17 protein-coding genes are annotated in these 22,281 nt (G+C 67.3%); 9 read left to right on the plus strand and 8 right to left on the minus strand.

From position 1 onward, the window contains the following. Nucleotides 1–3,387 (plus strand): non-ribosomal peptide synthetase (locus G369_RS36060; RefSeq protein ID WP_019655734.1); only part of this gene is annotated, 3,387 nt, incomplete at its 5' end. Nucleotides 3,388–3,551: 164 nt separating this feature from the next. Here the strand turns inward: G369_RS36060 and G369_RS0119645 are convergent. From G369_RS0119645 to fhuF, 4 genes are all read right to left on the minus strand, one after another. Then, nucleotides 3,552–5,903 carry a TonB-dependent siderophore receptor gene (locus tag G369_RS0119645; protein WP_019655735.1) on the minus strand — a complete coding sequence of 784 codons (2,352 nt, stop codon included), beginning with the start codon at nucleotides 5,901–5,903 and terminating at the stop codon, nucleotides 3,552–3,554. A gap of 258 nt (nucleotides 5,904–6,161) precedes the next feature. After that, a complete protein-coding gene (locus G369_RS0119650) occupies nucleotides 6,162–7,472 on the minus strand; it encodes a lysine N(6)-hydroxylase/L-ornithine N(5)-oxygenase family protein (protein WP_019655736.1) in 1,311 nt (436 codons plus the stop codon). Between the two features lie 96 nt (nucleotides 7,473–7,568). Then, a complete protein-coding gene (locus G369_RS0119655; RefSeq protein WP_019655737.1) occupies nucleotides 7,569–8,414 on the minus strand; it encodes a formyl transferase in 846 nt (281 codons plus the stop codon). Nucleotides 8,415–8,518: 104 nt separating this feature from the next. Beyond that, nucleotides 8,519–9,295 carry a siderophore-iron reductase FhuF gene (gene fhuF / locus G369_RS0119660; RefSeq protein ID WP_019655738.1) on the minus strand — a complete coding sequence of 259 codons (777 nt, stop codon included), beginning with the start codon at nucleotides 9,293–9,295 and terminating at the stop codon, nucleotides 8,519–8,521. Between the two features lie 246 nt (nucleotides 9,296–9,541). On the opposite strand from fhuF, the gene G369_RS0119665 reads away from it, so the two are divergent. From G369_RS0119665 to G369_RS0119700, 8 genes are all read left to right on the plus strand, one after another. Continuing rightward, nucleotides 9,542–11,224, plus strand: coding sequence for a cyclic peptide export ABC transporter (locus G369_RS0119665; protein ID WP_019655739.1), 1,683 nt, complete (start codon nucleotides 9,542–9,544; stop codon nucleotides 11,222–11,224). Continuing rightward, nucleotides 11,221–11,823 (plus strand): Fur family transcriptional regulator, encoded by a 603-nt coding sequence (locus G369_RS37150; RefSeq protein WP_020723173.1) that lies wholly within the window; start codon nucleotides 11,221–11,223, stop codon nucleotides 11,821–11,823. Before G369_RS0119665 ends, G369_RS37150 begins: the two co-directional genes overlap by 4 nt. 12 nt (nucleotides 11,824–11,835) lie before the next feature. Then, on the plus strand, nucleotides 11,836–13,023 hold the full coding sequence (locus G369_RS0119675; RefSeq protein WP_019655741.1) for an efflux RND transporter periplasmic adaptor subunit: 1,188 nt from the start codon (nucleotides 11,836–11,838) through the stop codon (nucleotides 13,021–13,023). Then, nucleotides 13,020–15,017 carry an ABC transporter permease gene (locus G369_RS0119680; RefSeq protein WP_051127610.1) on the plus strand — a complete coding sequence of 666 codons (1,998 nt, stop codon included), beginning with the start codon at nucleotides 13,020–13,022 and terminating at the stop codon, nucleotides 15,015–15,017. The genes G369_RS0119675 and G369_RS0119680 overlap by 4 nt, the downstream gene beginning before the upstream one ends. Nucleotides 15,018–15,019: 2 nt before the next feature. Further along, complete coding sequence (locus G369_RS36070) at nucleotides 15,020–16,462, plus strand: efflux transporter outer membrane subunit (RefSeq protein WP_244164359.1); 1,443 nt, start codon at nucleotides 15,020–15,022, stop codon at nucleotides 16,460–16,462. Beyond that, the gene (locus G369_RS0119690) at nucleotides 16,462–17,769 is read left to right on the plus strand and encodes a PepSY domain-containing protein (RefSeq protein ID WP_019655744.1); all 1,308 of its coding nucleotides are present in this window, start codon (nucleotides 16,462–16,464) and stop codon (nucleotides 17,767–17,769) included. The genes G369_RS36070 and G369_RS0119690 overlap by 1 nt, the downstream gene beginning before the upstream one ends. A gap of 118 nt (nucleotides 17,770–17,887) precedes the next feature. After that, nucleotides 17,888–18,127 (plus strand): hypothetical protein, encoded by a 240-nt coding sequence (locus tag G369_RS36075; RefSeq protein ID WP_019655745.1) that lies wholly within the window; start codon nucleotides 17,888–17,890, stop codon nucleotides 18,125–18,127. Next, on the plus strand, nucleotides 18,124–18,351 hold the full coding sequence (locus G369_RS0119700) for a hypothetical protein (protein ID WP_019655746.1): 228 nt from the start codon (nucleotides 18,124–18,126) through the stop codon (nucleotides 18,349–18,351). Before G369_RS36075 ends, G369_RS0119700 begins: the two co-directional genes overlap by 4 nt. 31 nt (nucleotides 18,352–18,382) lie before the next feature. Here G369_RS0119700 and G369_RS0119705 read toward each other — a convergent pair whose 3' ends face one another. The 4 genes from G369_RS0119705 to G369_RS0119720 form a co-directional block, all read right to left on the minus strand. Next, nucleotides 18,383–19,447, minus strand: a complete 1,065-nt coding sequence (locus tag G369_RS0119705) for a FecR family protein (RefSeq protein WP_019655747.1) — start codon at nucleotides 19,445–19,447, stop codon at nucleotides 18,383–18,385. Then, nucleotides 19,444–20,064, minus strand: a complete 621-nt coding sequence (locus G369_RS0119710) for an RNA polymerase sigma factor (protein WP_019655748.1) — start codon at nucleotides 20,062–20,064, stop codon at nucleotides 19,444–19,446. Before G369_RS0119710 ends, G369_RS0119705 begins: the two co-directional genes overlap by 4 nt. A 273-nt stretch (nucleotides 20,065–20,337) precedes the next feature. Next, on the minus strand, nucleotides 20,338–21,783 hold the full coding sequence (locus G369_RS0119715) for an FAD-binding oxidoreductase (RefSeq protein WP_019655749.1): 1,446 nt from the start codon (nucleotides 21,781–21,783) through the stop codon (nucleotides 20,338–20,340). Continuing rightward, nucleotides 21,780–22,190 (minus strand): DUF2069 domain-containing protein, encoded by a 411-nt coding sequence (locus tag G369_RS0119720; protein WP_019655750.1) that lies wholly within the window; start codon nucleotides 22,188–22,190, stop codon nucleotides 21,780–21,782. The genes G369_RS0119715 and G369_RS0119720 overlap by 4 nt, the downstream gene beginning before the upstream one ends. Nucleotides 22,191–22,281 lie beyond the last annotated feature (91 nt).

Genomic DNA, 22,281 nt, shown 5'->3' on the forward strand with positions numbered 1-22,281 from the left:
CACGAGGCGTTCTTCCGCCAGATGCTGGCAGACGTGGACGAGCCGACGGCGCCGTTCAACCTGCTGGACGTGCAGGGAGACGGCACGCGGGTAGAAGAAGCCCGGCTGAGGCTCGATGCCCAGCTCGCACAAGAGATCCGAAGAGAAGCACAGCGCCATGGGGTGAGTGCGGCGACGCTGTTCCACCTGGCGTGGGCGCTGGTGCTGGGCAAGGCCACGGGCAAGGACGACGTGGTGTTCGGCACGGTGCTGTTCGGGCGGATGCAGGGCGGGGAAGGGGCGCAGAGAGCGCTGGGGTTGTTCATCAACACGCTGCCGCTGCGGGTGAGGCTGGGAGCCAGAGAGATACAGGCGTGCGTGAAGGAGACGCATCAAGCGCTCACGCAGCTGCTGCACCACGAGCATGCGAACCTGTCGCTGGCGCAGCGCTGCAGTGCGCTGCCGGGCGGGACGCCGCTGTTCTCGGCGCTGCTGAACTACCGGTACAGCCCGGAGCCCGAGGTGATCGAAGGCCAGGATGCGGTGCCCATGTGGGAGGGCATGGACGATCTTGGTGGACAGGAACGCACCAACTATCCCTTCGGCATGTCGGTGGATGATCTGGGCAAGGACTTCGAGCTGGTGGCGCAGATTCACGAAGCGGTGAGTGCGCAGCGCATCTGCGGCTTCATGCGCATGGCCATCGACGGGATCGTGGCTGCACTGGAGAAGCATCCTGCGCAGCCCATTCGCGAACTGGATGTGATCTTCGATGCCGAGCGCAGTCAGCTGACGGCATGGGGATCGCAACACCAATCTCAGGAATCCTCAGTCGGCGACCCGATCCACAGCCGGATAGAGCGCGAGGCGGCGCAGCATCCGGATGCCACTGCACTGGTCTTCGGCGATGAGTCCCTGAGCTACGGCGAACTCAACGCGAAGGCGAATCGCCTGGCCCACCGTCTGATCGCCCTGGGCGTGAAGCCCGAGAGCCGGGTGGGCATCGCGGTGGAACGCTCCATCGAGATGGTGGTGGGCATCCTGGCGGTGCTCAAGGCCGGCGGTGCCTACGTGCCCCTGGACCCCGAGTACCCGGCGGATCGCCTGTCCTACATGGTGCAAGACAGCGGCATCGAGCTGCTGCTGACCCAGAGCCACCTGGGCGCACTGCCCGGCGCGGAATCACTCCAGGTGCTGCCGCTCGACACGCTCGATACCGCGTCCGAGCCCGACGGCAACCCGCAGGTCGCGCTGCACGGCGAGAACCTGGCCTACGTCATCTACACATCGGGCTCCACAGGCCGCCCCAAGGGCGCGCAGCTGTGCCACCGCAACGTGACGCGACTGCTGGACGCCACGCAGCACTGGTTCGGCTTCTCGCCAGACGATGTCTGGACGATGTTCCACTCCTACGCCTTCGACTTCTCGGTGTGGGAGATCTTCGGAGCGCTGTGCGCCGGGGGCAAGCTGGTGGTCGTGCCGTTCTGGGTGAGCCGCTCGCCGGAGGACTTCCTGCAGCTGCTGCGCGCGCAGCGCGTGAGCATCCTGAACCAGACGCCATCGGCCTTCGGGCAGCTGGTGGCCCTGCCGCAGGCGCTGGAGGGAGGGTTGTCGCTGCGTGCGGTGATCTTCGGAGGCGAGGCGCTGGACCCGCAGCGCCTGAGGCCCTGGATAGAGCGCTACGGGGACGGCAGCCCGCAGCTGATCAACATGTACGGCATCACCGAGACGACGGTGCACGTGACCTACCGGCGCATCACGCGGGCGGATCTGGGTCAGCAGCGCAGTCCGGTGGGAGTGGCGATCCCGGACCTGGGGATGCAGGTGCTGGACGGACAGCTGGGGCCCGTGCCGCAGGGGGTGGCGGGGGAGCTGTATGTCAGTGGGGAGGGGTTGGCTCGGGGGTACCTGAAGCGAGCCGCCTTGACCGCGGAGCGCTTCATCGCGACAGAGAAGGGGCAGCGCCTGTACCGAACGGGGGACCTTGTGCGGTGGAACAACGAGGGTCAGCTGGAGTACCTGGGCCGGATCGACCACCAGGTGAAGGTGCGGGGGTTCCGCATCGAGCTGGGGGAGATCGAGGCGGGGCTGCAGGCCCAGGAGGAGGTGCGGGAGGCGGTGGTCGTGGCGAACGAGGGCCCTGCGGGTACGAGGCTGGTGGCCTATGTCTCGGGCAACGCGGGCCAGGTGATCGACACGGCGGCCCTGAAGCAGAAGCTGGGCGAAGCGCTGCCGGACTACATGGTTCCGAGCGTGATCGTGGAGCTGCAGGCGCTGCCGCTGAACGCGAACGGGAAGGTGGACCGCAAGGCGCTGCCAGCGCCGGAGTTCACGAGCGAGAGGGCGTACGAGGCGCCCGAGGGGGAGGTCGAGGAGGCTCTGGCAGCCATCTGGGCCGAAGTACTCGCAGTGGCTCGCGTGGGCCGCAACGACAACTTCTTCGAACTCGGCGGCGACTCCATCATCAGCCTCAAGCTCATCGCTCGCATCCGCGAGAGCGTTCCTGGCGGAAGCTGGCTGTCCCTGATCGACGTAATGCAAAGCGGCTCGTTGAGGGATCTCGCGGCTCGCCTGCGCCAGAAGTTCGAGCAGGAGCACAACGCCGTCTGCTTCAACGCAACCGGCAGCGGAACGCCGCTCTATTGCCTGCCGGGCCTGATGGTCAACTCGCGCGAGTTCCTGCCGCTGGCGCAGGCACTGCAGGACGACCGGCCGGTCTACGGTTTCGCTTGCCATGTCTTCACGCGAAAGCGTTGGCGCGGCTTCGATGTCCAGGCCATTGCCGCAGAGTACGCGGACTTCATCTCGGCGACTGCCTTGCAGGGGCGCTGCGCGCTGCTCGGCTGGTCGTCGGGTGGCGATCTTGCGTTCGAGGTGGTGCGCCAGTTGCAGGGCCGCGTCGAGATCGAATTCGTGGGCATGGTCGACGTCTTCGAGAACACCGCCCTGCGGGCCACGCGCACCCTCACGGACGTGCAGCGCCGGCAGGCCGAAGAGGCACTGGCCGCCTGGCTGGCACGTTCGCAGATGGCCGACCGCTGGCATGAACTGCTGGCGCGGATGGGGGGCTCCGAGCGCGCATACGTGCTCGAGGAAATGCTGTTTGCCGGCCGCGAGTTCCCCCTCGACGGGCCGGGCGAAGAATCGCTGGAATGCGAAATGTGGATCCGGCTCGACAAGCGCCTGCGGGCAGAGCAATGCGCCTACGACCGCATCGACGTGCCCATGCACGTCTTTCTCGCGGATGCGTCGCTGCAGGAACGCGGCGTGCTGAGGAACTGGTCGGACAGCGCCCCGGTGCTGTCGTCCGAGATCGTGCCCGACGCCGATCACCTGAGCATCATCCGACACCCGCAGATGCTCGCCAGCCTGAGGCAGCACCTGGCACGGACGGAGGTGCTGGCGTAGCGCGATGGCGTGCGGGTCACGGCCCGCACGCACGCACGCAAGCAAACAAGCGGAAAGTGAAAAGAAAAACGGCCTTCAGAAATGAAGGCCGTTTTCTAGTCTCGAGAAGACAGGAGGAGAAGGGATCGCCGGGAGCTGACGCCCTCCCGGCCGGCGCGTCGTCGTCAGAAGCGGTATGTTGCCGTCGCGACGACCTTGCGCAGCTCGCCGTAGCGGCAGCTGCCCGAACTGCAGTTGCTGATGTAGGTCTTGTTGGTCAGGTTGCGCACGTTCAGCGCCAGGCTCCAGCGCTGGAAGTCGTAGCCGACGAGTGCGTCGATCAGCGTGTACGACGGCACCTTGGCTGCCGCGGACTCCTGGTAGCCGTGGTTGGAGCCCATGAAGCGCGCGCCAAGGCCCACCTTGATGCCGGAATCGAAACGGTAGTCCGTCCACACCGACAGCTGGTTGCGCGACACGGCCTGCATCTGCTTGCCGATTTCGCTCGCCGTGCTGCTGGCCGTGACCACCGCCTTCGGCGTGTAGGTGTAGGCCGCGATCACGTTCATGTTCTTGACCGGCTGGAAGGCTGCTTCCAGCTCGAGGCCGCGCACCAGGATCTCGCCGGTCTGCTTCGGCTGGTAGGTCGAGTTGTAGGTGATGTAGTTCTGGCGGCGCAGGTCGAAGATCGCGGCGCTGTACTTGCTCTTGCCGTCCAGGGGCTGGTAGCGCACGCCGGCTTCGTACTGGCGTCCGGTCTCTGGCTTCAGCGGCTTGCTCGTCTCGGGGTCGATCGTCACCGTCGGCGAGAACGACTCGGAATAGCTGATGTACGGCGCCCAGCCGCTCGGATGCAGGTAGACCAGGCCCGCGCGGCTCGTGAACTTGTGGTCCGTGATGCGCGTCGTCGATCCGTCGAGGTAGTTGTTCAGGCGGGCCGTCGCGGTGTCATAACGGCCACCCAGCGTGGCGACCCAGTTGCCCCACTTGATCTGGTCCTGCAGGTAGAAGCCGGTCTGCTCAAGGCTGGTCTTGGCGTCGAACCACGGGTCCAGGGGGACGACGTCGTTCGTGTACACCGGGTTGTAGCCGTCGATGTTCGAGACCGTGCCGGCGTTGTAGGTGCGCTGGTAGTTGCGCGAACGCTGGTAGTCGACGCCGAACAGGAAGGTGTGTTGCCAGTCGCCGAGCTTGAACTTGGCCTGCGCCTGGTTGTCTATCGTGAAGAGCCGCGCGCTCTCCTTGCTGCCGAAGGGGAAGCGGCTCAGCGTGCGGAAGTTGGCCGGGTCCGAAGGCACGTCGGGGTTGACGGTCACGAAGTTGCTCGCGTTGTAGACCTGCCGGTAGTCGACCTTGATGGAACCGTAGCGCACATTCTGGCGCAGCGTCCAGGTGTCGTTCACGCGATGGTCGAGCATGTAGCCCACCATCCACTGGTCCTGGTTGAAGTGGTCGAAGCCGGGCTCGCCCACGTAGGTCTTCGGCGAGAACTTGCCGTTCGGGTTGGGCAGCAGCGTGCCGACTTCGGGGAAGCTGCCGTAGGAACTGCCGTCACGGATGCGCAGGTAGTGCGACAGCAGCGTGAGCGAGGTGTCGCTCGACGGCTTCCAGGTGAGCGACGGCGCGATGTACGTGCGGTCGTTCGGCAGGCCGCTGGCGTCCAGCTTGGCGTCGCGCACCAGTCCAGTGATTCGGTACAGCACCTTGTCCTGCTCGTCGAGCGGGCCCGAGAAGTCGCCCGCGACCTGGCGGCGGGAGTTGTCTCCGAGCTGCACCTGCAGTTCGCGCAGCGGCTCCTCGGTCGGACGCTTGCTGACCACGTTGATCATGCCGCCGGGGCCGGTCTGCCCGTACAGCACCGACGACGGGCCGCGCAGGACCTCGATGCGCTCGGTGCCGTAGTTCTCGGTCTGCCAGACGGCCCAGCCGTTGTTGTTGCGCAGCTGCAGGCCATCCAGGTAGTAGCCGGGCGTCTGCGCGTCGAAGCCGCGGATGATGGTCCAGTCGAAGCGCGAATCCGCACCCCATGGCGACACGTTGATGCCGGGCGTGTAGGCCAGAGCGTCCTTCAGGCGCAGTGCGCCGGTGGCCTCGATGAAATCGGATGTGACGACCGAGATCGATTGGGGTGTTTCGATGATCGGCGTGTCGGTCTTCGTACCGACGGCATTGCGCTTGGCGACATAGCCCTTGAGCGGGCCCGAAGCCGTTTCGGCCTCGCCTTCCGCGAGAACGGTGACGGTGGGGAGCGTCGAGGAGGAAGAGGCCGGCACGTCCGCGGCGCGACGGACGGCGTAGCCGCCGTTTTCAGTCCGGGTGGCGCGCAGGGCGGTGCCTGCGAGCATGGTCTCCAGGGCCTGCGCCACGGTCAGCCTGCCCGACACCGGTTGGGAGCCGACGCCGGCCACCACGTCGCCTGCGGCAAAGACCTGAACGCCGGTCTGCCGCGAGAGCTCGTTCAGTGCCGTTGCCACAGGCTGTGCCGGCACCTTGACCTCAAACACCTGCACGGCCGCCTGACCTGGCGTCTGAGCCATGGCAACGGGGCTCAGCAACCCGAGGGCAGTTCCGAAGGCAGCAGCAAGAGCGGCATTCAGTAGATGTTGACGAGGCAAGGGACGCATAAGTCAGGGACTCCAGGGTTTCAATTAAAAGTAAGACGTATTTACCTTCGGGCGCGGATGCCGGCCCGATTTCCGGTCTCTGGCGCTTCTATGAGTAAGACGTTCGAACTCATAAAACAGAGACACACCGTCGCAACTTTTTTCGCCCCGGGGTCCGATGCCCGAAAAAACTCAGGTTCCGATCGCTTCGTGCTCCTGGTGCTTCTGGTGCACCTGGACGGCAGGACCGGCCGGGGTCGCGAGCAGGGCGCTGCCGATCTCTCCGGTACGCACCGACGTGACCGACAGCAGGGTGTCGCTGAGGCCGTGCGAATCCTCGCAGGCGCCCTGCAGGTAGATGGCCGGGCGGAAGTCAGGCGTGCCCTGCAGCCGGTAATGCCGGTCGACCGAGTAGTCCCCCAGGTACGGGTCCAGCGGCGACAGCAGCGTCTTGTGATGCTCCCTTGCATAACCCGTGGCGAGCACGACTGCGTCGTACCTGACGGTGCTTTCGCGCATCGCGTTCTGGTCCCACAGCGTGAGGTGCACGCCGTGGCCGTCGGCAGTCACTCCGCGGATGTCGTGCCGGCGCAGGAGGCGCAGCCGGTTTCCGCCGATCACCCGCTGTTGGTAGAAGGACTTGAAGATCTGCTGGATCAGCTCGAGGTCGGCCACGGCGTAGTTGGTATGCCAGAACTCGTCAAGCAGTGCCGCGCGCTCGGCCTCCGAGCGGCTGAAGGTGTAGTCGGTGAACTCGGCGTTGAATATCTCGTTCACGAAGGGGCTGTCGTCCGCCGGGCGGATCGAGCGGGCACGCGTGATGAGGTCGACCTGCGGCGTGCCGGGGCGGCCCTGCAGGTCCATGAAGATCTCGGCTGCACTTTGCCCCGCGCCCACCACGGCCACCCGCCGCGGGTTGCCGATCTGTGCGATGTCCTGCAGGTAGGTGCTGGAATGAAACACGCGCGGGTCGTTCCGCAGGGTGCGAAAGCTGTCGGGAATGTTGGCCATGCCGCCGATGCCGACCACCAGGTTGCGCGTCAGCCGCTCGACGAGCTTGCCCGAGTGGTTGCGCGAGCGCACGCGCAGCAGGGCTACTTCGCCGCCTTTTTCCTCGGGAAGCACCTCGAACACCTCTTCACCGTAGGCGCAGGCGTCGTCGAACTGCTCCGCGGCCCAGGACAGGTAGTCGTTGAACTCGTGGCGACTCGGGAAGAAGCTCTTGAGGTTGACGAAGTCCGTCAGTCGGCCTTTTTCGTGCAGGTAGTTGATGAAGGTGAAGTGGCTGGTCGGGTTGCGCAGCGTCGCCAGGTCCTTCAGGAACGAGATCTGCATGTGCGCATGGTCCAGCAGCATGTGCGGGTGCCAGGCGAAGCTCAGCTGCTTCTCGATGAACAGGGCGTCGAACGGGCTGCCCGCATGGCGCTTTTCCTCGAGCGCGATGGCCAGCGCGATGTTGGACGGGCCGAACCCGATCCCGATCAGATCATGGACGTGTTGCATTGAAGATCGACTCCTGTGTATGAAGAGGGCTCGCATGCGCGAGTGAGGCAATCGCCCAGGAAATTGCTGGACATGGCGCCGGGTGCGCTCGGGTGTTCACGCGGCAACCGGGGCCATGGTGGTCTCGGCCAGCAGGGCCAGGCCCTGGTGCAGCGCGGGAAACAGGCTGTTGTTGAAGTTGTTCCAGCGCAGTTCCAGGATCGTTTCTCCGGGCTCGATCTTCGTGTCGAGCACGTCGAAGATGACCTCGCCGGAGTCGATGCCGTTGTCGACGTAGTGGAACGACGCGCCGGTCATGGTGACCGGGGCGACATCGACTTTCTCGAGGGTGTTCCAGTCGACCACCCGCTTGCCCTGCGCGCCGTACAGCGCGTCCAGCGTTGCGTGGGCGCCGCGGCGCTCATAGGGCGACTCGATGCGCGTGATGCCGGGATGGATATTCGCGATCCGCCGGTGAAACGGCGCGCCCGGGCGCACCAGTTCGTCGAGGATCACCAGCAGCCCGTCGAGCACGACGACGTCGGCCTCGAGTTCCACCAGCTTGTCGTACAGGCGGCGCTCGAAGTCGCTCTTTCCCTTGGCGCGGTCGGGGGCGTCGAGGGGCAGTTGCCGGTAGGTCGACGCGATGGGGTGCAGCATGTCGTTCAGCCGCTTGCCTTGCGTGCGCAGGTCAGCGGGGAAGATCCATTTCTTGCCCGGCTCGCAGGCGAAGCCGTAGTCCTGCAGCGACTTGCGGTCGCGCGGCGAACTCTGGTCGTCGTCGTAGATGATCCCCTCGAGCGAATACGCGTCGCCCAGCGACGTGCCGTCCAGCGCCTCGGCGAGGTATTCGAGCGGTGACTTCATGTAGCGCCGCTCGCCCTTGTAGTCGATGAACTGGCCGGCCTGGTCGGCCGCGGCATTTCTCAGGGACAGGATGTAGACGAGTTTGGCTTTGGACATGGGCGTTCGATGTTGGTCTGGTCTGAAGTGGTGGCTGATGTGCCGCCGCCTGAGAAAGACGAGGCAGCCGTGAATCTGTTCATCTGCGAGGGCTCATGCGCCGCTCAGGCGTTCCGTTCTTCCGCTTCGGCCCGGTCCCTGCGGTACGCAGGTGCGAGCGGGCATGGGCCGCAGTGCGTCTCGCCGGGCAGCAGGTGGTTCAGGCAGCAGTGCCGGTACAGCGTCAGGGTTTCGCAGCGGCCGGCCTCGATCCTGCGCACCTCCCGCCGGGGCGCGTACAGGGGATGGACGCGCGCCTGCGGCCAGGTCGCGTCGCGCAGCAGCCGGTCCCGGTCCTGCGTGATCGGCGCCGCGCAGCCGGTCATGGCCAGTGCTTCGTTCAGGATGGTTTCGATGTGCCGTGCCGTGTTGCTCCAGAGAATCTTTGGCGCGAGCTTCGTCAGGCGGCTGATGGCTGCGAAGAGCGGCTCCAGGTGCTGCCAGAACATCGGCGCATAGCGTTGCGCAGTGCTGGCGCCTGGCATCGGCCGGCCCAGGTCGCGGATGTAAAAGCCGAGCGGATCGCCGGCTTCGTCGAAGCTCACCCAGACCTGTTCCGGCGCCGCCGGAAAGGCATGCTGCAGCACGCTGGCTGCAGCCACCATTGGCGGCAGCCACATGCCCAGGTACTCCAGGCTCCATGCGGAGGCTACCGCCCGCAGATCGCGGACATCGGCGCCGAGATGTCGGGCCTGGCGATATAGCAGCTCGGTCAGCAGGGCGGGGTCGTGCAGCAGATCGGCTACCCCGATGGCATTGGCGGGCGGCTGCGGCGCGCAATGGAGGGCCTCGCCATGCCTCGCGTGCTCTCCCTGGAACAGGGGTTCCAGCAGCGCAATCATGGCCCGGTCCGGGACTCGGAAGGCAAATGGAATTCGTCGTGCATGCAGATAGGACGGACGGAGGGCTCCGGTGTTCACGCTGAGGCCGCATGAACATTTTGGAGCGTCGCCCGTTGAATGGGGAGCGGCTCCGAGCTGCCGGCGACCCTGGCCATCCGCCCGGTCGTCTTCCATTCGTTACCCGTCCGGTCGCTGGAGGTCCACGCTGCCGGGTCGTTGTCGCCCCAGGGGCGGAAAGACTTTCGCATGACATCTTCGAATGGCGATGCCGCCGAAATCAGGCGCCTGCTGAAGCCCTTTCTCCCATGGATGGCCTTGTCGTCGTTCACCGGCATCGCCGCCGGCGTGGCCACCGTACTGCTGCTGGCCACGATCAACAAGGTGCTGAACACGTCCGGCGGCCTCGCCGGCGGCCTGCTGCTGACTTTCGTTGCGCTGTGCGCGGTGTCGCTGATCGGTCGCGTGGTCTCGGACGTCTCGACCAATCTCGTCGGGCAGCGACTCGTCTCGCAGATCCGCAAGAGCCTGGCCCAGAAGATCCTGTCGGCGCCGATCGATGCGCTGGAGCGCTATCGCACGCACCGGCTGATGCCCGTGCTGTCGCAGGACGTGGACATGATCAGCGACGTGGCCTTCGCTTTCTCCGCGACGCTGATCTCGCTGGCCATTGCCCTGGGATGCCTGACCTATCTGGCGGTGCTGTCGTTTCCGCTGTTCTGCGTGCTGATGGTGGCACTGGTCATCGGCATCTCCATACAGGTGGTGGCACAAACCCGCGGCGTGGCCGGCTTCTGGAAGGCGCGCGACTACGAAGAGCGACTGCACAAGGCCTACCGCGGCATCAGCGAGGGTGCGAAGGAGTTGCGCATGCATCGCTCGCGCCGCGCGCTGGTGTTCGGCGGGCAGATCGAGCGCATCGTCGACAGCATCCGCACCGTCAACAGCCGGGCGATCAACACCTACGTGATCGCCACGGCCTTCGGCTCGGCGCTGTTCTTCCTGCTGATCGCGCTGATCCTGGGCTGGGCGGCCTTCCGCAACACCGATCCCGTGGTGCTGAGCGGTTTCGTTCTCGTGCTGCTGTTCCTCAAGGGGCCGATGGACCAGATCGCAGGCGCTCTGCCGGGCGTGGGCCGTGCCAAGGTGGCGTTCCAGCGCATTGCCGACCTGTCGACGCGCTTCGCAAGCCCCGAGCCGCATCTGCACCTGGACCGCGCGCCTAGCGAAGTGCGCCTGGGCAGCGCCATCGAACTGCGCGGAGTGCGCTATGCCTTCGACGCCGCGGAGGGCAGCGATGCGTTCGTGCTGGGCCCCGTCGACCTGCGGTTGAACAAGGGCGAGCTGGTCTTCGTGGTCGGTGACAACGGTTCCGGCAAGACCACCATGATCAAGCTGCTGCTGGGCCTCTATGCGCCGCAAGGCGGGGAGATATTCGTCGACGGCAAGGTCGTCACGCCCGAGGCCCGGGACGACTACAGGCAGCTCTTCACCACCGTGTTCTCCGACTTCTACCTCTTCGAGGATCTGGTGGCGGACGGCTCCGGCGGCGCGTCCTCTGCCGGCCTGCCCGAGGCTGCGTTGCCGTACCTCGAACGCCTGGAGATCGCGCACAAGGTCTCCGTGAAGGATGGCTTGTTCACCACCACCGATCTTTCCACCGGCCAGCGCAAGCGCCTGGCGTTGGTGCATGCGTATCTCGAAGGGCGGCCAGTGCTGGTGTTCGACGAATGGGCGGCCGACCAGGATCCGACCTTCCGTCATCTGTTCTACACCGAGCTGCTGCCCGAGCTGCGTGCCAAGGGGCACCTTCTGGTCGTGATCTCGCACGACGACCGCTACTTCCACCTGGCCGACCGCGTGATCACCATGCGCGCGGGGCGCATCGCGGAAGACCGCGCCCGGCCCCGACTCGAAAGCCTCGCCGCGTGAACGACCAACCGCAAGCACATAAAGCCCTGCCGCAGCCGCCGCGTCCCGCCTTCCTGGCGCAACTGCGGGCGGCCAACCTGCGACCGTCCGCGGTGCGCGTCTGCGTGCTCCAGACCCTCGCGGATGCTGGTGAGGAGTGGCAGCGAGGCGAAGAAGTCTTCCGCCGCATGCTGCTGCGCGGCACCTCGGTGAGCTTGACGACGGTCTACCGCATCCTCAAGGAGTTCGAGCAGAGCGGCCTGATCATGCGCGAATGGGTGCGAAGCCGCGGCGGTGCTCTGGCGGTGTTCCGCTACAAGATGCCGGACGCCGAGCCCTGCGGCGTGCGCATGCGCTGCGGCGGCTGCGGAGCCGTCGCCGAGGTTCATGACCGCGATCTGCGCGAGGTGCTCATGCGCGTGGCGCTGAGCCGGGGGTTGCCGTCGGCCGGTGCGTTCGACGTGCAGATCCACGGCCCCTGCTCGACGTGCCGGAGCCAGGGTGCGACGCCACAGGGTTCGTATGAGTCGCAGTTTGGAGAGCCCGGCGGCCATGGCGCCGGAATGCTGCCGCTGGCCGGTTTTCATTCCCGGCCGCGCACGCAGCGTCTTTCGGCCTAGCGGGGTGGCGGGATGAACAGTGGTGTCAGTAGCGGTGCCCCGAAGCGCGCCGGTCGCCGCTACGCGGTGGCTCTGTCGCTCGTTTCGCTGGCGGCCGTGGCGGGCGCCGGCATGCTCTGGGGGCGCGGCTCCGCTGCCGAGGTCGAGTCGGTGGCAGTGGCGCGGACGACCATCGAATCGAGCGTAACCGCGCTTGGCGTGCTGCAGCCGCGGCACTATGTGGACGTGGGCGCGCAGGTCTCGGGCCAGATCCTCAAGCTGCGGGCGCAGCCCGGCGACATCGTCGCCAAGGGGCAGTTGCTGGTCGAGATCGATCCGAGCGTGCAGCAGGCCACGGTCGACGCGGGCCGAGCGTCGCTCGCGGGCCAGCGGGCACAGCTGGCGGACCAGCAGGCGCAGCACCGCCTCGCGCAGCAGCAACAGGCGCGGCAGCGCCAGATGGCTGCCGACGGTGCGACGCGCGAAGAAGACGTGCAGAGTGCGGAGGCCACGCTGGCTTCCGCCGCCGCGCGAGTGCGCAATCTCGAAGCCCAGATCGCGCAGACCCAGGCCACGCTGAAGGCCGACGAGGCCAGGCTCGGCTACACCCGTATCTACGCGCCGATGGCCGGCACCATCGTGTCCGTCGAGGCGCGCGAAGGCCAGACGCTGAATGCCGCCTACCAGACGCCGAATGTGCTGCGCATCGCCGACCTGTCGTCGATGACCGTGTGGTCCGAGGTGTCGGAGGCGGACGTGCGTCGCATCAAGGCGGGCATGCCGGTCTACTTCACCACGCTCGGCGAAAGCCGGCGCCAGTGGCAAGGCAAGGTGCGCCAGCTGCTGCCTGCGCCGCCGCTGCCGGAGAACAAGTCGGGCAACAGCGACAGCGGAGCGCGCCAGTCGGCCGCGTCCAGCAAGGTGGTGGTCTATACCGCGCTCTTCGATGTCGACAACGCCGACGGCGAGCTCATGCCGCAGATGACCGCGAAAGTATCGTTCGTCGAGTACGCCGAGAAGGACGTGCTCACTGTGCCGCTGGCTGCACTCGTGCCCGTGGCCGGCAGCGCCGATCGCTTCACCGCCCGTGTGTTGCGCGCCGACGGCAAGGCGGAGCGGCGCGAGTTGCGCATCGGTGTGCGCAACCGCCTGGCGGCCCAGGTGCTCGAAGGGGTGCAGGCCGGCGAGCGCATCGTCGTGGGCAAGGCGGCGAAGGAATGACACCGCCTCGGAAGCCCGCACGCGGGGAGACCCCCAGGCCCCTGATCGAGTTGCAGGACATCCGCAAGTCGTACGGTGGCCGTGAAGGGGAGGGCGGCGCGGAAGGCGGCAGCCCCGCCGTGACGGTGCTGCACGGCATCTCCCTGCAGCTGCACGCGGGCGAGTTCGTCGCCATTGTCGGTGCCTCGGGGTCCGGCAAGTCCACGCTCATGCACATCCTCGGCTGCCTCGACCGGGCCAGCGCGGGGCGCTACCTGTTCGACGGGCGCGACGTGTCCACCTTCGACGGCGATGCGCTCGCGTGGCTGCGCCGCGAGGCCTTCGGTTTCGTGTTCCAGGGCTACCACCTGGTGCCCAGCGAATCGGTGCTGGAGAACACGGAGATTCCCGCGCTCTATGCCGGAATGCCGGAAGCCGAGCGACATGCGCGTGCCGTTGCCCTGCTCGAACGGCTGGGCATGGGCGCGCGGCTGCACCACCGGCCGCACCAGCTCTCGGGCGGCCAGCAGCAGCGCGTGGCCATCGCGCGTGCGCTGATGAACGGCGGGCGGATCATCCTTGCGGACGAGCCCACCGGCGCCCTGGACAGCAAGAGCGGCGCTGAAGTGATGGCGCTGCTGCGCGAGCTGGCGGACGCGGGCCACACCGTGATCCTCATCACCCACGACCGCTCGGTGGCGGCGCAGGCGCGGCGCATCATCGAGATCCGCGACGGGCGCATCGTCGAGGACTCGGGCGGCATGGAGCAGCCGGCCGTTGCGGTCGACATCGAGATGCCCGACCTGCAGGCATCGCGCGGCGGAGCCTCCATGGCGGCCGACATGCGCGAGGCCACGCGCACGGCGTGGCGCGTGATGTGGAGCAACCGCTTTCGCACCGGGCTCACGCTACTGGGCATCGTCATCGGCGTGGCATCGGTCATCGTGATGCTCGCGGTCGGGGGCGGCTCGCAGAAGAAGGTGATGGCGCAGTTCGAGACCTTCGGCACGCGGACCATGTTCGTCTCGGCCCAGGTCGCGAGCACCCGCAATCCCGGCGCGCCGCTGACGCTGGCCGACGCGGAGGCCCTCCGCATGCTGCCCAACGTCGAGGGCGTGGCGCCCTACATCGAGGACAAGGTGGTGGTGCGGCGCGGCAACATCGACCACCTGACCGAAGGCGGCGGCGCCACGATCGACTTCTCTCCGGTGCTCGGATGGGGCGTGGCCGAAGGCGTGATGTTCGATGCGGACGACGAACTGCGCGTCGCCAAGGTCGCCGTGATCGGCCAGACGGTGCGCAAGCTGCTTTTCGCGGACGGTCAAAGCCCCGTCGGCCAGGACATCCTGGTGGACAAGGTGCCGTTCCAGATCGTCGGCGTGCTTGCCGCCAAGGGCGCCAACGACGGCGAGGACCAGGACGACCGCGTGGTGGTGCCGCTGTCCGCGGCAACGACGCGGATCTACGGTCACCCGCATCCGACGTGGATCGCCGTGCAGGTGCGCGACATCGAGCGGGCGCAGGAGACGGCGGAGGCCATCGAGGCGCAGCTGGCGCGCCAGCAGGCCGGCCGCGAAGTGCGCATCTGGAACCGCGTCGAGGCGCTGCGCGTGCAGACCGAGACGGCGCGCGCGATGACGCTGATGCTGGGGCTGATCGCCATCGTGTCGCTGATCGTCGGCGGCATCGGCGTGATGAACGTGATGCTCATGACGGTGCGCGAGCGCACGCGCGAGATCGGCATCCGCATGGCGACGGGCGCGCGCCAGCGCGACATCCTTCGGCAGTTCATGACCGAGGCGGTGCTGGTGACTTCGGTGGGTGGCACCGTGGGCGTCGTCGCGGGGCTGGGCATCGTCGTGGGGCTGATGCTGGCCGGCGTGCCGGTGCTGTTCTCGCTGGCGGCGAGCGTGGGGGCCTTCGGCTGCGCAGTGCTGACGGGCCTGATCTTCGGATTCATGCCGGCGCGCAATGCCGCGCGGCTTGACCCTGTGGTGGCACTGGCGGGAGAGTGACCATGCCCAGGACGCGCCCGGTTTACGTTGCCTGTTGGATGGCCTTGCTGTGCGCGGCGTTGACGTCCGGCTGTGCGCTGCACGGCGACCGTGCCGAGCGCGCGGTGGAGCTTCCCTCCGTGTGGCGTCACGCGCAGGTCGACGACACCACGGGTCCGATCGATGCGCAATGGTGGCGCAGCTTCGGCAGCACGGAGCTCGACGCGGTGATTGCGCGCGCCCAATCGCAAAGCAACGATCTGGCCGCTGCTGTCTCGCGGGTGCGGCAGGGCGATGCGCGGGCGCGCATCGCCGGCGCGGCACTGCAGCCCCAGGTCACGGCCAGCCTCGGCATCGGCCGCGAGGGGCGCCTAGGCAGTGACGCCACGGTCGCCGGCAGCACTTATGCCGCGGGTTTTGCCGCCACCTATGAACTCGACCTGTGGGGCCGAAGCGCCGCGTTGCGCGACGAGGCGCTGCAAGGCTCGCGCGCCAGCACCTTCGACCGCGACACGGTGCGGCTCACGGTGACGGCAGACGTCGCCGGCAGCTGGCTGCTTGCGCTGGCCTTGCGTGAGCGCGCCGAGATTGCCGCGCGCAATCTCGACAATGCGCGTCGCGTGCTGGCACTGGTGGAGGCGCGCAGCCGCGCCGGCGCCGTGTCGCCGCTGGATCTCGCGCAGCAGCGTGGACTGGTGGCTGCACAGCAGCGCGCACACGCGGCGTTGCGTCAGCAGGCCAGCGATGCGGAGACTGCGCTCGCACTGTTGCTGGGCACCACGGCAAAGGCGTTCGAACTGCAAGGGCCGCGGCTCGACGCGCTTCAGGTTCCCGTCATCGGCGTGGACGCGCCCTCTGCCCTGCTGGTGCGCCGCCCGGACATCGCGCGCGCGGAAGCCCGGTTGGCCGCCGCCGACGCCAACGTGCTGGCGGCACGCGCCGCGCTGCTGCCGACCGTTTCCCTGAGTGCGACGGTGGGCACCGGGGAAAGCCGTTTCGGCAGGCTCTTCGACAATCCGCTCTACGGCCTGGCTGCCGGTCTGGCGGCGCCGGTCTTCGACGGAGGGCGCCTGGCCGGCAATCGGCAACTGGCCGAGGCGAAGCGCGAAGAACTGCTGGCCGACTACCGGGCCGCTATCGTCGGTGCGTTCGCGGATGCTGAGACCGCGCTGAATGGTGTGTCGGCGATCGATGCGCAGGCCGCTGCACAGGCAGCCGAGCTTGCCGAGGCGCGCCGTGCGGCAGAATTGTCCGAAGCCCGCTATCGCGCTGGCGCCGAGACCCTGCTCGCATTGCTCGATGCGCAGCGCACTCTCTACGCCGCGCAGGATCTTTCGGTGCAGCTGCGCATGGCGCGTCTGCAGGCACGGGTCTCGCTCTACCGTGCAATGGGCGGTGGATGGCAGGAGCCCCGGTGCACGGGTGTCGCGCCCGCCGCCGATGAAGGACATACCGAATGCGCTTGATGCTCGTGGCCCTGCATCGCTGGGCCGGCCTCCTGATGGCCGCATTTCTGTTCGTCGCCGGCCTGACTGGCGCCGTGATTTCGTGGGACCACGAAATCGACGAATGGCTCAATCCGCATCTCACAGATGCCCGCACGACCGGGTCGGCCTTGTCCTCGCTGGAGCTGGCCAGGCAGATCGAGGCGCGGCATCCGCAGGTGCAGGTATCGGCGCTGCCGATGGCCGCCGAGCCGGGGCATTCGCTGGCCTTCAGCGTGCAGGCGCGCGTCGATCCCGCCACCGGCCAGTTGTTCAAGCCCGGCTTCAACCAGGTCTTCATCGATCCGGCTTCCGGCGAAGAACTCGGGCGGCGCGAATGGGGTGCGGTCTGGCCGATCAGCAAGGAGAACTTCGTCTCGTTTCTCTACGTACTGCACTACAGCCTGCACCTGCCGAAGTTCTGGGGCATCGATCGCTGGGGCGTATGGCTGATGGGCGTGATCGCGCTCGTCTGGACCATCGACTGCTTCACCGGCTTCTACCTGACGCTGCCGATGCGCCGGCCGAAGAAGCCCGCGGCGGGCGAGGCGCGCGCAGCCGACGGAGCCAAGGCCTGGTGGCAACGCTGGAAGCCGGCGTGGAAGGTCCGCTGGCGCGGCGGTTCATACAAGCTGAATTTCGACCTGCATCGCGCCGGTAGCCTGTGGACCTGGGCGCTGTTGTTCATCGTGGCGTTCACCGCCTTCTCGCTGAATCTGTACCGGGAGGTGTTCTTCCCTGCAATGTCGCTGGTGTCCGACGTGACGCCCATGCCTTTCGAGCAACGCCAGCCTGCCCCCGAGGAAAAACCGGTGATCCCCCGGCTCGGCTATGCAGATGTGCTCGGCAAGGTAACGCAGGAGGCGCAGCGTCTCGGCTGGCAGGAACCCGTGGGGGAGCTCTTCTATGCCGAGCTTTTCGGCATCTACGGCGCGCAGTTCTATGCGCCGGAAGACGAGCATGGGTCAGGCGGCGTCGGACATCGGATCCTGTATATCGATGGCGTCGACGGGCGCTTCGTCGGCATCCGCGAGCCCTGGAAGGGCACGGCCGCCGATATCTTCGTGCAGGCACAGTTCCCGGTGCACTCGGGCCGCATCCTCGGGCTGCCGGGGCGCATCCTGATTTCCGTGATGGGCCTGGTGGTAGCGATGCTGAGCGTGACCGGCGTCGTGATCTGGCTGCGCAAGCGCAAGGCGTACCTGAAATCCCGGGAGCAGCAACAGCAACAGCAGGTCACAGGGCCTCCCGTGCTGCAGCCCACGACGGGTGCGGGAACGCCCGGCTGAACATTCCGGTTTTCGAAACGTCATTTTCAAGAGACGCCTTTGCGCGCCGGCATTCCCGGCCCTGCATCGGCCTCGACGGTCGTCGTTCCGAATCAACAACACAGCGCCTGGAGTAGCAGTGGTCCCGCAAAACGATCCGAAGGCGCAGTACGCCGAGGAAACCGCATGGCGTCTCTACATGGACCTCAGGGAGAACCCATGCCGCACGGGCGCGTTGAAGCTGACCCACTGGTTGCGGGAAGACCAGGCGCATCCGCGCGCATTCGATCGCGCCCTGCGCCTCTGGGCGCTCGCGGGTGCCGCGCTGGTCGTCAGTCGCCGCAGGAATTTTCATCCGCCCACGGGCGGGCTCGAATGAAGCGCGACGGGCCGGTCACGCGCACGCTCGTGCCCGAGGAGTGCATTCGCACCGCGGCGTCGCTTTTTGCCTGCGTGCATGCGTCACCGAGCTTGCAGAACGCCGAGCAACTGGCCCAGTGGTTGGGAAAGGACCCGCGTCATCTGCGTGCGCTCGACATCGCGCTGGCGGAGTGGGGCTTGGCGCAGTCCGGCCACCCTGTCGGGAACGTGCCCGGCGCCTGAGAGTCGGGCAGGCGGCGAAGGACCGACCGGCTCAGCGCACTCGCAGGGCCACGCTGCCATCCGGCCGTGGTTCTGTGGCGAGGGGCAGGATCGTCGGCAACACGGCAACGAGGCCATCGGAATCGTTGGTGCGGAAGCGGCCCGACAGCCGCATCGCGTCGATGCGAGAGTTCGTGCTGACGATGGGGCGTGCGCGATAGCTGTTGACTGCGGCCAGGGCGTCGCCGAGCGGCGTATTCTCGAAGACCAGCCAGCCGCTGCGCCAGGCGGACAGGGCGGCCGTGTCCGTCTGCCGCACGGCGGCTGCGTGGCCGTCCTGGATTTCCAGCAAATCGCCCATGCGCAGATCGATTACTTCCGCTTCCGCGCCGGCGGCGCCGTCCCGCGGCGACACGCGCACGCGCACATGGCCATTCTCCACGCCCACTGTGAGCGGGCCGCCGCGGTCGCGCACAGTGAATGCGGTACCGACCACTTCGATGCTGGCACCGCGCGTGCGGACGTGAAAGGGGCGGGTCGTGTCGCGCGCCACTTCGAAGCGCACTTCGCCGTGCGCCATGTCGACGGTGCGGCGCTGGCGATAGAGCGTCACATCGATCGCGCTCTGCGGCGCCAGGTCGAGCTGGCTGCCGGACGCATCGCCGCGGCCGTCGGTCAGCGTCACCTTGAGCATCTGAGCCGTCCGGGTTTCGTAGGCAGCGCGAAACACTGGTTGCTGCCAGTACCACTGCACGCCTCGGCCCGCGACCAGGCCGGTACCCAGGAAGGCTGCGACCGAAAGCAGCATCTTGCGGCGCTGCTGGCGGTGCGTCGACGTCGTGGCGGCAGCTGCCGCATTGGCCATCAGAGCGGCTTCGGGTTCGTCGAAGTGCGCGCGCAGGTCGCTTGCCATGCCGCCGAGCGCATCCCAGCGCTCGTGCGCCTCCTGCACGGCTGCCGCGTGCTCCGCCGATTTGCTGCGCCACTGGTCGAGCAACGCGCGGGCGCGGCCCGCGGCTTCGCCGGTGGCGATCTCGCCTTCGACGATCAGCGCGAGCGCGCGCTCGATCAGCCGTTCGCGCGGAGGAGCGCCGACCGCCATGCTGCCGCCGTTCACGAGAAGTCTTCTGCCAATGCCGCGTCGAAGCCCGGCCGGCTCAGCACGACCTGGGGTTCGATCAGCTCCGAGCGCAGTTCGGCGAATACGCGCGAGCAGTCGATGGTGGCGCGCAGCAGGTGCTTGGCCACGGCCATTTCGGTGATGTTCAGCCGATGCGCTATTTCACTGCGCGTGTGGCCGTAGGCGCGAAACAGCAGGAAGACTTCACGCCGGCGCGGCGGCAGTTGTTCCATGGTTTCGACCACCCGCGCCAGAACCCGTTGCTGGGCCACGACGTATTCGCTGGACTGCGCCGTCTGCTGCGTGCCGATGCCTGCATGCGTGCCGGCCCACTCCTGGGCGACCTTGCGCCGGCGAGCGTCGTCGACGCACAGGTTGCGCGCCACGCGAAACAGCAGGGCCCGAGGCGATTCGATGGCGTTGGCATTGGCGTCCAGCAGGTCGGACGGGGCATCGCCGCGATTGCCGCCGCGCGCCTTGAGGGCTGCCGTGTAGACCCGCTCGAAGCTCGATTGCGCGATGTCGGCCGCGTAGTGCGGATCTCTCAGGTCGCGAGTCAGCTGCCGGCGCAAGTCCGCATAGTGAGCTACAAGTTCCTGGACGAGGTCGCGCATCCGGCCGCCTTCTCGCAAGCATCGACGATGGGTCCCGGGGCTGCGTGCCTGAACGCGTCGACAAGACTGCCCCGACTTCCGCATGGGAAGAGGCGTGCAGGCCGTGCAGGCGCTTGGCTTCGAAGACCCCGGGGTTGGTGAATAAGAACTATTCTTATTGGAGTGTATCACCGAATTGTTAGCTCAAGACATGACTGCGGCGCAGTCACGGATCGCCCGGCTGCTTCGCGCCGGGAAATAGCGGGTCTGGGCGGACGCGGGCCGCAGGTCTGCCTAGACCCGGATCACCCGCCCGGGGTTCAGGATGTTCTTCGGATCAAGCCCCCGCTTGATCGCCCGCATCATCTCCAGCGCCACCGGCGACTTGTGCTTCGCGAGCTTGTCGACCTTGAGCGAGCCCACGCCGTGCTCGGCCGAGAACGAGCCGCCGAACTTCTCGACCGCGTCGTACACCAGCGTGTTGATGCGCTCTTCCTCGTTCTTCAGGAAGGCCTTGGTATCGACGTTCTCCGGCGCCTGTACGTTGTAGTGCAGGTTGCCGTCGCCCAGGTGGCCGAAGTTGACCAGCCGCACGCCGGCGATCTCGCGCGCCAGCAGCGCGTCGGTCTCCTGAACGAAGGCAGGGATGCGCGAGACGGGAATCGAGATGTCGTGCTTGATGTTCAGGCCTTCCTCGGCCTGTGCGAGCGGAATGCTCTCGCGGATGTGCCACAGCTGGTGCGCCTGCGTGAGGTTCTCGGCCACCACCGCGTCGGTCACGCAGCCGTCCTCGAAGGCGGTTTCGAGCAGCGCCTCGAAGCGCGCGCGGGCGTGGTCCTCGGATTCGCTGTCGGAGTTCTCCAGCAGCACGCAGTAGGGCACTGAATCGTCGCCGATGAAGGGCACGCGCAGCTGGGGCATGTGCTTGTCGACCAGGCTCAGCGCGAACTTGCCCATCACCTCGAAGCCGGTGAGGCCGGGGCCCAGGTGCTTGTGGGCGAGGCCCAGCAGGGTCACCGCGTGGTCGAGTGACGGCACTGCGGCCCAGGCCGTGAGCTGCGCGGCGGGCAGCGGGTAGAGCTTCATGGTCGCCGCGGTGATGATGCCCAGCGTGCCCTCGCTGCCGACGAACAGGTCGCGCAGGTCGTAGCCGGTGTTGTCCTTGCGCAGGCCGCTGGTGCCTTCCCAGATCTCGCCCTGCGGCGTGACCACCTCCAGGCCCAGGCACAGCTCGCGCGTGTTGCCGTAGCGCACGACCTGCGTGCCGCCCGCGTTGGTCGCGAGGTTGCCGCCGATGGTGCAGCTGCCCTCGGCCGCGAGGCTCAGCGGGAACAGGTAGCCGGCTTTCTCGGCGGTTTCCTGCAACGTCTGCAGGATGCAGCCGGCCTCCACCGTCATCGTGAGGTTGGCGGCGTCGATGGTGCGGATCGCGTTCATGCGCTGCAGGCTCAGCACCACCTGCGTGCCGCTGTCGTCCGGAATGGAGCCGACCGCGAGGCCGGTATTGCCGCCTTGTGGAATGACGGCCGTGCCGGCCGCGGCGCAGGCCTTGACCACGTCGGCCACCTGCTGCGTGTTGGCCGGACGCACCACGGCCAGCGACCTGCCGCGCGAGCGCTTGCGCCAGTCCTGCTCGTAGGCGGTGAGGTCGCCCTCGTTGAGCACGTGCGAGGCGCCGACGATGGCGCGCAGTCGTTCGATCAGGGCTGTGGAAGAAGCGGTAGTGGTGGCAGTGGTCATTGGGCGGAAGCCTCCAGTTGGCGGGCAGCGTTCTTGGCGTGGCGCAGGCGAAGCCGCACATGCCAGGCGCAGGCGGCGAAGAGCACGAGGCACAGCAGCACCTCGACGAGCGCGAGCACCTGGCTCACGCCGCTGGTGTCGCTCCAGGCGCGCACCACGCCTTCGGTGAAATAGAGCCAGATCATCAGGCTGACCCAGCGGTAGGTGTACATGCGGTTCTTCCACAGCCCCGCGAGCGGAATGACCAGCGGCAGCACCTTCAGCGCCATCAGCGAGCCGCCGGGCCGCAGGGGCGCCAGCCACAGTTCCCAGGCCAGGCCCAGCACGATCAGGCCGAGCAGGCTGCCCACGGCGGCCCAGCGGGTGGCACGAACGGAGGATGGTGCTAGCGGCGAATTGGCATTCATGAACGGGAGACCGCGGAACCGGCTTTGCCAGGCCGCTGGTATTGCCCCGGCGAGGGGGTTGGCGCAGCGACACGAAGTGCGCGGAGGCTGG

Origin of the sequence: Variovorax atrisoli 110B, from assembly GCF_000382045.1 — a bacterium.
GTDB classification, from domain to species: Bacteria; Pseudomonadota; Gammaproteobacteria; order Burkholderiales; family Burkholderiaceae_C; genus Variovorax; species Variovorax atrisoli.